This window comes from Solibacillus palustris, from assembly GCF_022549215.1.
Taxonomy (GTDB): domain Bacteria; phylum Bacillota; class Bacilli; order Bacillales_A; family Planococcaceae; genus Solibacillus; species Solibacillus daqui.
In genome coordinates this window covers 527,396-539,414 of the sequence record NZ_JAKZFC010000001.1, presented here as the reverse complement: position 1 = coordinate 539,414, position 12,019 = coordinate 527,396, and the positions used below count along the sequence as shown (strand labels likewise).

Sequence of the window (12,019 nt, the reverse complement as noted above, 5' to 3'; positions counted from 1 at the left end):
CTCACATATTAACTATAGTATTAACTACTACAGTTTCAAGAAAAATTCCGCACAACAAAGGAGGAACTTTCACAATCCAGCGAATTAACTAAAAAATAAATTTACAAATTTTATGTACTGTGAAATTTATTACTATCTACTAATCCTAATCAAACATACTATGCATTGCATAACTATCGTACAAAGGGGGATATAACAATGATGATAACTGAAACTTGGTGGGGCGAAATTTTTTCTGGCCCATTATCCATTGGTTTAAACGAACAAAAAATCCAACAATTAGAGGACGAATCATTTTTATACTTCAACGAATATGCAGCAACGCTTCCAACTGAAGAATCAAATACTTAACTTTTTTAAGGACTGTCACAATTGGCAGTCCTTTTAGTATTTTTTTGTGGCATAATTAATTATGTGCTTTTTGATAAAGTGCCCGTTTAGCTCCGAGTAAGGCAGAACGTAATGTCCATATGGCAAGCTTCCAATGATTCACATCGTGTGAACCTCAAGCTTTGGAGGGCCCGACTAAAAAGTTCGCGCTTTAATCTAGCCACGTTGCAAAAGGAGGCATCCTTCATTTGAACAAATTTTTAAAAATAATGCTCGTTGTACTAATTATTTTTGTTGGCGCTGTGTCGGTACAATTTATTATAAAAAGTAACGAAGCAAGAGATCAAAAAAGAATTGAAGAAACACAGGCGGCCATCTCACCAGAGCAATTAAAAATCGAAACAATGAACGCCATTTCTCAAATTATTTTGCATCAATTTGTTGAAAATATTATGTTAAATATGGAAATTGACATCATTGACGATACACAAAATATTGATATTTCCTTACAAGCATCTGAATTTATCGATGAAAAGACATTATTAAAAGATAGCTACAACCTATTAAAAGAGATTCAATATGTGAACAGTATTAATGACGTCACTTTAAAATGGTTTATGAATGTGAAAAGTAAAAATACAGAAGCTCTGACATTAACAATCGACTCAAAAACAGTTCGCTCTATTGACGAAATTTCTTATCAAGACTTACCAACATCAGCAATAACATACATCAAGCTTGAACAAGTCAAATAAAGTGAAACTTTGCTCTGTGGGGTTTCCTCATCCCCTACAGAGCATTACCCTTCACTAATCGGGCTTTTAGGGACAAAAGCTGTAGGGATTCGCCAGTCAACGATTCCCTACAGCTTTTTAAAATACTTGATGCAACATTTCATGTAAATTGCAATGTGGATTGTCGCGGCTCTCAGTGTTGCGTTGCTGCATCATCGCCGAATAATTCCGAATTTTTGCGTTTCATTCATAAACACTTTAAAAGACATACGCCAATAACTCGCATGCCTTGTAACTTTTAATTTGAATTGACTTCCATAGCTACTGAAATTTTTATGTCCTTCCCTACTAATACACCACCCGTTTCAAGTGAGGCATTCCATGTTAAACCGAACTCTTCTCGATTAATTTTCGTTTTCCCTTCAAAGCCGTACACTTCAACACCCCAAGGATTTGTACCTTTACCGTTGTATCTCACTTTAAATGTTACAGGCTTTGTCACGTCTTTAATCGTTAAGTCACCAGTAAGGTTATAATCATCATCTGATTTTGTAATATGAGTCGATTGAAATTTAATCAAAGGGAAATTCTCTACATCAAAGAAATCCCCCGATTTTAAGTGATTATCACGTTCTACATTTTTTGTATTAATCATTGCGGCATCAATGTCAATAGAAATTGATGCGTCTGTTAAATCTTCTAAACTCTCTGCTACTACATTGGCGCTAAAAGAATCAAATGTGCCTTTAACCTTTGTAACCATCATATGCTTCACTTGAAAGTCAATACTAGAATGCGATAAATCCACTGTCCATTGTGCCATGACGAAATTCCTCCTCGAAATTGCAATTGTCTATCAGCTATTCTTAACAGTTCATAATATATGCTTACTCCAAGGAAAAATATTCAAAACAAAAAATATGCTAAAGGATTGTTGCCTTCAGCACATTTTTTTACTTTAATGAATCGTCCATTTCAAAAAAATATATCTTTTCGCATTACTTTATCGCAAGAATAAATCTAGCCGCTTCAACTTCATCTACATTACAGAACATTTCCTCTGCTACTCTTTTTCCATAATCACGTTGTCCTGGCATATGGTAAATTTTATTTCCTTTAGTATTGATATTTCCTTTAATTTCACAACTACCATTACGTTAAGAAAATTTAATGTGAAAAAGCCGGATTCCAATGGCTATGGAATCCGGCTTTCATTACGGCTTTTAATATAACTCGTTATTCAACTATCGCGTGTTCATTAGCTTAAGGTACTTCCGCGATATGAGCAAACGAGGTCATTATTTACTTTTATTTAAAGGAACGACCAATTCTAATTCCTTTATTTCTTCTCTAAAACCTTCACTATTTTGTCGACTTGGCTTAAGTGTAAATGATTTTGGTATTGTATCCATTGGAGGTAAAGTCAGTACCATATGATGACCATAGTTCCCAAAAACCATGCCTGCTTGTAGTTTCAGTTTATCATATACCTGACCATTATCATCAACTACAGAGAAATCAAACCATGGCCAAGTATCGTTTTTATCCATTTCAGCAGGGTAATCAATCGTTAGGTCTATTCTGGTTGATAGAGGTGAAAAGGTTACTTTGTCCGCTGTTACCTTATAAACATCATCAACCGTTTTAGTTGTAACCTTTGGATAAAACTCAAACACATCGCCTTCTATTTTTTCAAGTGGGAAAGCCACCTTCAATTTGCCCTCATAGCCAAATAAGTTTTCTCCATGGACCTCAATCTCAATGTTATCGCCAAATTCATTATATTTTGAGAAGGTAAATTGATGATGTTCAATTATTGTTTTCGAGTTTATGTCGTCCTGACCTGTTGAACCAATTATTGGTTTAATTTCTTGTTGTCCATTAATTGTTATATAGCTAAAGCCGGCCTTTTCTTCTTCCATCGAAAGTTCTTTTTGACCTGTGTAAACTACTGTTACGATTAACCGGTTGCCATCATAAGCTGCTTCTTTTACAGTCATTGTTAAGCCGTTTTTACTATCTTGTTTATCAATTACTGTCGTAAGTTGATCGTGTTCTATTTTCTCTGAGGCAATGTCTCTAAAGTCCTTATAAATTGGACCAATTAGAGGAATATTTGATAATGCTTCCGCCATGCCTGTTGAAACAAATCCAGAACCAAGCAAAGATAGACATAACCCACACGCTACCAAGATTGACCGTTTTGTGGTTCTTCCGGCTTTTCTTTTTTTCTTGGCTTGAAAGATAGCCGCCTTCTCCCTAGCCATTAGCTTTTCAACAGGTACATTTATGTTGTCGATGGATCGATTGAATTTGTCTTTATTCATAAAGATAGCCCTCCTTTAAAATGGGTCTTAACTCTTTTTTCGCGCGATTTAAGTGTGATTTCACGGTTCCTTCCGGGTAATTCATAATGGTGGCAATTTCCTTAATGGACAAATCGTGATAATACCTCAACAAAATAATGGTCTTAACAGTAGGATTTAAGAATTTAAATGCTTCTGATAAATCCATCGAATGCATGATAAAATCAACATTTTCAGAAGAGATTAATTCAGTAAAGATTTCCTCATTATCTGTAGTAAACTGGCGAGACTCTTTCCGAATAAAATCAATCGATTTAAAAACTAGAATTTTTGTAATCCAACTCGAAAAATGTTCAGGCTTTTTTAATGTCTTTATTGAAATATAGGCTGTATAAATTGTTTCTTGATAGACATCAAGAGTATCTTGTTCATTTCTAACATATGCATAGGCTGTTCGATACAGCTTTTGTCGAACAGAATCAATCAGTTGTTCAAATGCTTCATCATCACCCTTTCTTGCTTTTTTCACTAATTTTGCTATATCCATTTTGGTTCTCCTCTCCGTTACACAATAAAGTCGAATGAGGAAGTAAATTGGTTGCAAAATAATTAAATATATTAAAATTGTTATCCATTATCTTTTTCCATTTCCTTTAGCCTACGATAAAATGCCGCCTGACTGATTCCTGTAATTGCACATATCTCCTTTACAGTTTTATTGGTAGTTTTACGTAATTCAATGGCATGATTCATACCTTGATGCTTATCTGTATATTTTTTAACTCTTCCTCGATATTTCCCCTTTTGCTTGGCCAATTTAATTCCTGATTGTTGCTTCTCTTTAATCATTTCTCGATTTAGTTCACTAAAGGCAGCCATTACCAAAGTGCGTTGTAGACATTAAAAAATCTCCTGGAAGGCAAGTATTGAAATACAATTCTTGTCTTCCGGGAGATATAAGCACAAACTATGTTACACCCTGTTTAAATGGGCATCAATAGAAAATAAATCTTCACATTTAAATAAGTTAATCACAATATTAGTAATATAAATCACTCATAAATAGCCCAATTTCTTGAGGTCCTTGTAAACTATCCAAGAAAACTTTTTTCTTCCCTCTCTGTTTAAATGATCTGGATCGATAAAAAAATCTCTGTTGTCTTCAAATCTCTGATCGCTCATATAATTTAAAAAAGGGACATCTAATTCAAGAGCGTTTAAATACTGAAAAACAAGTCTATTCATTACTTCTTCATTGAAATATTCTTGATAAGACTGATGAACTGGCTCCATCGTTAATATTACTTGGTAGCCTTTCTCGCTACAATAATCTACAATTTCTCTTAACTGCTTCACATTTCGTTCAATGTTATCGTTTTCAACCGCTTCTCTATATTGTTCTTCTACTTTCGCATACTTTCTTTCCGAATAGTTTTTACCGTTATTTGCCCAAGGTTGATGAGAATCCCATTTAAAACTTTTCAATTTACCCGAAAGCGCAGAATTAAAACTTCCACTATCTGTCCCAGGTAAGTACAAGTAACTGTAATAATCAATTAAATTAAACGGTTCAATTTCGGTGCGATCCAAAACTTCATAATAATTTCCTACGTGATTGGTCTCAGAATTTGCGAAAGTAATTTGAGATATGGAAACGATGACTACACCATCAGGTTTAAGATACTTGCCATACTCTCTCAACAATTTATAGTCGTACTGAATCGTCTGAGCTGGAAGTGCTAAGTCCAGATGGGACAAACCAGTAGGCTTAAAATAATAACCATACATTGAATGAGATGCGCCTAGATTAATGATATCAACTGGATATGGGTGTTCCTTAAACGCCAGTATTGCATGGTTTATGTTGTAATCATGAGAATTCTTTACAAAGTTATTTACTGGAATAAACAGTAGTAAAACAACAGTAATGATAATTGTTAACTTAATGAATAAACGTCCCATAGCAAATCCTTTCAATACATTGCTTCTTTTACTAAAATTACTAAATGGCTCACGAATAAAACGTAACCAAAATTACCTATATAATTTGCATTTAGATTAAAATCCACCATAAACAAACCCCTCACCCGAGACACCGAATATAAGGACTGAAACAATGATAAAAATATAAAATGCAAATCTAGCGAATATCGAGCGTTGCGATAGCCATTCCCATGTTGAAACATTTTTTCTTTCGATATACTGAAATATTTGTACAATAATAAAGAAAAAAATGAAAATCACTAAATCTAGTAGCGAAAATATTTCAAATGCTTTAACAATTCCCGATGGTCTCCAGGAGTTAATTGTTAAGAAAAGCTGTGCATTTTCAAATGCATGTGTAACGGAATCCGATCGAAAAAAAACTCTAGAAAAGCAAACTAGCAGGAAAGTTATAGCAATTTTCATCCATTTATGCAGCACTGGACTTCTATCCAAATGAATAAATGAAGCCATTTTTTCACGAAAATGTTTTGTATAATCTCCAAACACGCGATAAAACCCATGAATTAGACCCCATAAAACAAAAGTCCAAGCGGCTCCGTGCCAAATGCCGCTTACTAAAAAAGTAATCACAATTGCTAAATAAATTTCAATTCTCTTCTTTTTCCCCTTACATAACGGGACAAAGATATAGTCCCTGAGCCATGTAGAGAGCGTTATATGCCATCTACTCCAAAAATCCGATATCGAAACAGCAAAATGCGGTTGCTTAAAGTTTTCTGTCAAATTTATCCCCAGCATTCTTGCACAACCGATGGCAATGTCACTGCATGCTGAAAAATCAGCGAACAATTGTATCGAGAACAGAATAGTAGCTAGTACGATTTGTGAACCAGTCGGGTTAGGACTATCGAAAACACTTGATACAATTGGAGCTAGTCGATCTGCAATTAATGTCTTCTTAAAAAAACCCCATGCGATTCGCTTCATCCCATAGGTTAAATTTTCATAATTAAAATTCTGTTCAACTTTAAATTGCGGAAGTAATTTCTTAGCACGTTCAATCGGCCCAGCAACCAACTGTGGAAAAAATGCAAAAAATATGGAAAAATAACCGTAATGTCTTTCTGCCTTTTGCTTTCCATAGTAGATATCCACAAGATAACTTACTGCCTGAAATGTATAAAAAGAAATGGCTAATGGCAGGACAATTTCTTGGTATGGTACGGTATAATTCCAATCCATGTATTTTGCAATCGCTCGAAGTGATTCATTTACAAAATTAAAATATTTAAACCAACCGAGAAAAAATAATAATACGGAAATACCAACTAGCATGACTTTTTTCTTCTGTTTTTTTGTCTGCTGTTTTTCAATTATAATTCCAGTAAAATAAGTAAAAGCTGTGCTTGCAAGTAGTAAAGGTATAAATTGAATACTCAAGATAGCGTAAAAAACGTAACTTGCTACTAATAAAAGAATCCATCTCAATCGATGTGGGATTAAATAATAAGTAAAAACGATTATTGCGAGAAATAGAAGAAACTCAATAGATATAAAACTCATCCAATCACCTGATAAAAATAAACTTAAGATTTTTCAAAAAACGAGGCAAAAAATAACCCTAAAGTTGTCCAAGTTCCGTGAAACCCTGAAATGTGTCGACGAAACGCTTAAGAACTAATAAACCATGTACTAATGTAGGTTTCACGTTATTTCAATGTTTCACCTCGAAGGTGCACACTCAGTTTCAGATCTCAGTATTTAAGGTTTTGTCATGTGTATCACATTTCCTGTTACGGGTTCAGGTGATTATAAATTATCCATATTTAGGTAACTCAGAATAGAGGATTTTTCCAAAATGATTACGTGGGATTTCCTCAATTCTCATAATTTCAAAGCCCTTTAAGTTTAATTTTTCCTTAATTATTTTTTTAATTTGAACACGATCTTCTTTTAATGTGTAAATATACATTTGGTCATCCGTCCCAGCGCATATACAATCATGACCATGCTCATTTAAAAGTCCTTCAACTTCATCTAGGCTGATACGGTTTCCATAGACTTTAATCATTCTTTTGATTCGGCCAGATATAAAATAATACCCATCCTGATCAAAGTAAGCCAAATCACCTGTTTGCAAAATACCGTTGTTCTCATCTTTTTTCGAAAGATCGAATAACGACTCAGCATACCCCAAAGAAACATTTGCTCCTTTGTATATCAATTCGCCAATAACATTAGGCGCTGTAATTTTGTTGCCATTATCATCTTGCAGAATCAGTTCTCCATCTGGAATGGCAATACCAATACTTCCGACTTTATCGAGATTTTTTTCACATGGTAAATAGGTCATCCGCGCCGTTGCTTCAGTTTGACCGTACATGGTAAAAAATTGAATTCCTTTCTGATTACATACTTTAGCAAACTTGGACGATAGAGTTGAGCTTAATTTTCCACCTGCTTGAGTTAGTTTTTTTAAACTTGGAAGATTAAACTCTTCAAACTTCAGCCTATTAAGCATCTCATATATGAAAGGAACTCCTCCAAAAGTTGTTACTCGTTGCTCTCTACATAAGTCCCAAAACTCTTTTTTCATGATAGATGCATCCGTTACAATTATCGTCGCCCCACATATGAAATGACTATTGATGATAGAAAGACCATAGGAGTAATTCATTGGAAGTGTTGTTATCGGTTTATCGTCTGCATTGATGTCAAGGTACTTCGCTATGGATTCAGCATTTTTGAAAATATTTTCATAACTTAAGCGAACAAATTTTGGGCTCCCAGTACTTCCAGAGGTTGTTAAAAGGAGTGCAAGATGTTCATCAAGATCATGTTGGAAAAATGTCGAACACTTATATAATGTGTAATCTCCAAACACAAATGAACTATCCATTACTTTTAATAGGTCTTGATTTTCATTACTTGCCCAAATGTATGTAGGCTTATAAAGGTTAATGAGTCTACGCAACCGATCAATATGGATGGATGCATCCAAAAGTACAGGTACAACACCACCTCTAATAAAGCCCACGTAGCCAAATAAAGACTCTTTATTATTTGAACATAAACAAAAAACGAGCGTTCTTTCACCTACATTACCACAGATAGCGTCAGCAATTTCTATCATTTCATAGTAAGAATATTCTCGTTCAGCATATACAGCGGTGCGGTTCCCAAACTCCTCAAATTTTTTGAAACTATTCATTAATAAAGTCTACTCCCAAGCGTTTCAATAGCTCCATTCCTGACAAGTAAGAATCAAACTCTGTAATCAATTCAGAATCTAATGAGACATCAAAAACATCCTCAATCTCAGAAATGAGTGTCATGTGTCCAATTGAATCCCATTCTCTTGTTACTCCAAGTGCTAAATCTTCACATACCTCATCTTCCTCTAAGTCCAGCACATTGATAAATGCATTTCTATATTTTTCGATATTTCTCATCATTTACACCCTTTCAATAATTAGTTTCTCCTGCAGCTGTGTGAAAATCTTGTTAGCTCAAACAGTTTCTATATCTGACAAATTTTCTAGGGTTCAGCAACCACATCTTGAAGATGATGCACCTGAAAATTACGGTAACCTAATCCATATTAGATCTGTCTGAAGTTATACTTTTTTGTCGAGGATAATGCACACTTTAGCCCGATTTTATTAAGTACTTAAAAAGCACTCTAGCTCGAAGAAAAATATTTAGAATATCGTTGGAAGAATTAATGGACAAAAAGCGCAACCATTATGGATTGCCCAATTCAATCATTCTGTTATTTTTCACCGAGACAGCACTTATTAGCACATTTTCATTATCTCCCCTTGATAACGAGAATCATTTGCAGATTTGATTCTAGCATAACGCTTTTCAGTAGGTCAATAACTAAAATAAGGGCTTTATTGCCTGATTCACAGTTATAAACGTAGATATACGAAAAAAAGCTACAATACCCCGTAAAAGTAAGCACCTGTTACCTCAAACTAGCTAAAATCCCAGTCGACATTACGGTACTGACGGCGAAATCGCCGCAGCTCTCCGATATATGAACCAACGCTACTCTATTCCTGACAAAGTTGTCGAGGCGCCATGAATGTTCAAGTAGAAATTAATAAATTTCCAAAATAAGATCGATTGCGCTAATTCAACCTCAAGGAGACTGCGTGATTTCGAAGTCCTTGATTTAAAATTTATCTTTCTGAACTTTTACCAATAAATCCTCATCGCCCATTTAATAGGTGATGAGGATTTATAAATGAATGTTTGCTCTTCTCAATTTTAATGGAGGTTTTTAGACAGCCCTCAAACTAGGAGAAGACGATCTTTTTCTCTTCCTTTAAAATATCGCATGGATTTCCCATTTGTTCGATTCTTCCGTTTTTTAATTTCACGATAAAATCAGCGATAACGTGGGCATCGTCTTCATCATGCGTAACAAAAATAGATGTAATATTTGCACGTTTTAAAATGTCACGTAATTCTTTTCTAATTTTTACTTGAAGCTCGGTATCTAAGTTACTAAAAGGCTCGTCTAATAATAGTAAACGAGGGTTAGGTGCAAGTGCTCTTGCAATCGCAATACGCTGCTGTTGCCCGCCACTCAACTGATGAGGGTACCTATCTTCATAGTCCTCCATTTCCACCAGCTCTAACACTTCCTTTAATCTTTTACGTCGATCTTCTTTTGCTAAATGTGCAATACCGAATAATATATTCTTACCGACAGTCATATGTGGAAATAATGCATAATCCTGAAACACCATCCCAATATCACGTTTTTCTGGTTGAATAAATGTTTTACTGTCAAATATCACTTCATCATTTATATAAAAAGAGCCTTTACTTGCATATTCTAACCCTGCTAATATGCGCAATATCGTACTTTTACCACTTCCACTTCGTCCTAAAATTGAAATGACATCGCCCTTTTCAATTGATATCGTAAATGATTGGATCGTTTCTTCCTTTGCTGAAGGATATGAAAAGCATAAATTTTCAATAGATAAGTACATGTTAGCTTTACTCCTTTTCCAGTAGCTTATTAAAAATAAAAATTGCAATGGCACTAATCACAATAATGAATAACGATGCTTGGGAGGCTTCCATGATTTTTTCATCACTTGCATATTGAAAGGCCTTAGTAGCAAGAGTATCAAAATTAAATGGTCGTAAAATGAGTGTTAATGGAATTTCCTTCATAATATCTATAAACACCAAAATGAAGCCGCTTATAATCGCACCTTTCATCATTGGAACATCTACCTTAAAAAAGGTTTTTGTAATGCCCGCCCCTAAAAGCCTTGAAGCATCTCGGAAATTCGTACCAATTTTCTCGTAGCCAGCCTCAATAGAGTTAAAGCCAATTGCAAAGAAACGTACTATATAGGCAGCAATCAGCATCACAATGCTGACACTAAGTACAAGTGTGGAATCGAGTCCTAACTTTATATAAAGAGGTGACAGCCACTCGTCTAGTTGAATAAAGGCAGTGACAACAGCTACCGCTATAACAGCCCCAGGAATTGAATAGCCTAAAACAGATAGTCGAGTCAATACTTTTGTAATACGCCCTTGGAACAGCCGATTAAAGTTACCGATAATTAGTGCAAATATAATAATAATGGTTGCACTAACCCCTGCAACAATGATCGAATTTTTCACATAAATATAAAAGTCTTGGAATGGGATATGACCAAATGTTAAAATAAACCAATCTATTAGCTGAATAACTGGGATTAAAAAGCTCAGACTGAAAATAATTGTACAATATAGTGTTGCGAATACTGCCTTACCACCGCGTAAATTCACAAGTTTTAACGGTCTGATTTTAGTAGTAGCATAGCCAAACTGCTTTCGCCCACGTAGCACCTTCTCGATAATTAAGATCAAAATAACAAATCCCATAAGTGAGGCAGCTAGCTTTAATGAGGTATCAATATCACCTAACCCAAACCAAGTTTGGAAAATAGCCGTACTAAATGTTTGGATACCGAAATATTTTACTACCCCATAGTCATTTAATACCTCTAAAATAACTAAGCTCACCCCACCAACAATTGCCGCTCGGGATATCGGGACTACTACTTGTAAGAAAATTTTGAAGGGTCCTTTTCCAAGCATCCTTGCACTTTCGATTAAAGTTGCAGACTGCTGTGATAAAAATACACGCACAATTGTATAAACGTAAGGAAACAAAAACATCGTATAAATAAAAATTGCACCTGGCATGTTCATAATATCGAAGTAAGCGGCATTAACTTCGACATGTAGCTTGTTTCGTAATGTTGTTTGAACAACACCTGTATAATTCAATATGCCGTGATACGTATAGGCTGCTATAAATGGTGGAATAGACAAGGGTAAAATAAGTGCCCATTTATAAAAGCTACGCAAAGGAAAATCATACTGAGCGATGAGCCACGCAAGACTTGTACCTAATATAATCGTTAAAATACCTGTGAAAAATACTAGAATAAATGATGCACGTATAAAGTCAGCTAAAATATATTCTTTAATATGTGCCCAATTTTCATTTTCAGGCGTAAAGAGCCCCTCTATAATTGTAATATTGGGACCAACAAGAAATAAGATGATACCTATTGCCGAAAATGACCAGATATTCATTTTGCTAAAGAACTTACGCATATTAATTGTCACCTCGATATATAGCAAGAAAGCCCTTGCTGCAACACGCAACAAGGGTTT

The 12,019-nt window shown here is 34.8% G+C and carries 11 protein-coding genes and 3 pseudogenes; 3 read left to right on the top strand and 11 right to left on the bottom strand.

All coding sequences use genetic code 11. The features are described from left to right. Nucleotides 1–198 precede the first annotated feature (198 nt). Entirely contained in the window at nt 199–351 is a 153-nt protein-coding gene (locus LZ480_RS02450) for a hypothetical protein (protein ID WP_241367771.1), read from the top strand. Between the two features lie 227 nt (nt 352–578). Continuing rightward, a complete protein-coding gene (locus LZ480_RS02445; RefSeq protein ID WP_241367769.1) occupies nt 579–1,085 on the top strand; it encodes a hypothetical protein in 507 nt (168 codons plus the stop codon). Nucleotides 1,086–1,362: 277 nt separating this feature from the next. Here the strand turns inward: LZ480_RS02445 and LZ480_RS02440 are convergent, their stop codons facing one another. The 9 genes and pseudogenes from LZ480_RS02440 to LZ480_RS02405 form a co-directional block, all read right to left on the bottom strand. Beyond that, entirely contained in the window at nt 1,363–1,887 is a 525-nt protein-coding gene (locus tag LZ480_RS02440) for a YceI family protein (RefSeq protein WP_241367768.1), read from the bottom strand. 175 nt (nt 1,888–2,062) lie between these two features. Further along, nucleotides 2,063–2,221, bottom strand: a pseudogene (locus LZ480_RS20030) (sunset domain-containing protein); the annotation flags it as partial. Nucleotides 2,222–2,362: 141 nt separating this feature from the next. Continuing rightward, the gene (locus LZ480_RS02435; protein ID WP_241367766.1) at nt 2,363–3,391 is read right to left on the bottom strand and encodes a DUF4179 domain-containing protein; all 1,029 of its coding nucleotides are present in this window, start codon (nt 3,389–3,391) and stop codon (nt 2,363–2,365) included. Further along, entirely contained in the window at nt 3,384–3,917 is a 534-nt protein-coding gene (locus LZ480_RS02430; RefSeq protein ID WP_241367765.1) for a sigma-70 family RNA polymerase sigma factor, read from the bottom strand. The genes LZ480_RS02435 and LZ480_RS02430 overlap by 8 nt, the downstream gene beginning before the upstream one ends. Before the next feature lie 80 nt (nt 3,918–3,997). Beyond that, nucleotides 3,998–4,252: pseudogene (locus tag LZ480_RS02425) on the bottom strand (recombinase family protein); the annotation flags it as partial. A gap of 174 nt (nt 4,253–4,426) precedes the next feature. After that, nucleotides 4,427–5,347 carry a hypothetical protein gene (locus tag LZ480_RS02420; RefSeq protein WP_241367761.1) on the bottom strand — a complete coding sequence of 307 codons (921 nt, stop codon included), beginning with the start codon at nt 5,345–5,347 and terminating at the stop codon, nt 4,427–4,429. An 81-nt stretch (nt 5,348–5,428) separates the two neighbouring features. Next, nucleotides 5,429–6,880: an MBOAT family O-acyltransferase gene (locus LZ480_RS02415; RefSeq protein WP_241367760.1), complete on the bottom strand. Its 1,452-nt coding sequence runs from the start codon at nt 6,878–6,880 to the stop codon at nt 5,429–5,431. Between the two features lie 253 nt (nt 6,881–7,133). Then, on the bottom strand, nt 7,134–8,528 hold the full coding sequence (locus LZ480_RS02410) for an AMP-binding protein (protein WP_241367759.1): 1,395 nt from the start codon (nt 8,526–8,528) through the stop codon (nt 7,134–7,136). Beyond that, nucleotides 8,521–8,769 (bottom strand): acyl carrier protein, encoded by a 249-nt coding sequence (locus LZ480_RS02405; RefSeq protein ID WP_241367757.1) that lies wholly within the window; start codon nt 8,767–8,769, stop codon nt 8,521–8,523. Before LZ480_RS02405 ends, LZ480_RS02410 begins: the two co-directional genes overlap by 8 nt. A 474-nt stretch (nt 8,770–9,243) precedes the next feature. Between LZ480_RS02405 and LZ480_RS02400 the strand changes: the two are divergent. Continuing rightward, a pseudogene (locus tag LZ480_RS02400) lies at nt 9,244–9,395 on the top strand (manganese catalase family protein); the annotation flags it as partial. 226 nt (nt 9,396–9,621) lie between these two features. Here LZ480_RS02400 and LZ480_RS02395 read toward each other — a convergent pair. Then, nucleotides 9,622–10,326, bottom strand: coding sequence for an ABC transporter ATP-binding protein (locus tag LZ480_RS02395; protein ID WP_241367756.1), 705 nt, complete (start codon nt 10,324–10,326; stop codon nt 9,622–9,624). 7 nt (nt 10,327–10,333) lie between these two features. Continuing rightward, nucleotides 10,334–11,959: an ABC transporter permease gene (locus LZ480_RS02390; RefSeq protein ID WP_241367754.1), complete on the bottom strand. Its 1,626-nt coding sequence runs from the start codon at nt 11,957–11,959 to the stop codon at nt 10,334–10,336. Nucleotides 11,960–12,019: the final 60 nt, after the last annotated feature.

What these genes read in the sequence shown, in the direction of transcription:
- LZ480_RS02450 (WP_241367771.1), top strand. Translation starts at nt 199, where the DNA reads ATGATGATAACTGAAACTTGGTGGGGCGAAATTTTTTCTGGCCCATTA.
- LZ480_RS02390 (WP_241367754.1), bottom strand. Translation starts at nt 11,959, where the DNA reads ATGCGTAAGTTCTTTAGCAAAATGAATATCTGGTCATTTTCGGCAATA.
- LZ480_RS02410 (WP_241367759.1), bottom strand. Translation starts at nt 8,528, where the DNA reads ATGAATAGTTTCAAAAAATTTGAGGAGTTTGGGAACCGCACCGCTGTA.
- LZ480_RS02405 (WP_241367757.1), bottom strand. Translation starts at nt 8,769, where the DNA reads ATGAGAAATATCGAAAAATATAGAAATGCATTTATCAATGTGCTGGAC.
- LZ480_RS02435 (WP_241367766.1), bottom strand. Translation starts at nt 3,391, where the DNA reads ATGAATAAAGACAAATTCAATCGATCCATCGACAACATAAATGTACCT.
- LZ480_RS02440 (WP_241367768.1), bottom strand. Translation starts at nt 1,887, where the DNA reads ATGGCACAATGGACAGTGGATTTATCGCATTCTAGTATTGACTTTCAA.
- LZ480_RS02395 (WP_241367756.1), bottom strand. Translation starts at nt 10,326, where the DNA reads ATGTACTTATCTATTGAAAATTTATGCTTTTCATATCCTTCAGCAAAG.
- LZ480_RS02430 (WP_241367765.1), bottom strand. Translation starts at nt 3,917, where the DNA reads ATGGATATAGCAAAATTAGTGAAAAAAGCAAGAAAGGGTGATGATGAA.
- LZ480_RS02415 (WP_241367760.1), bottom strand. Translation starts at nt 6,880, where the DNA reads ATGAGTTTTATATCTATTGAGTTTCTTCTATTTCTCGCAATAATCGTT.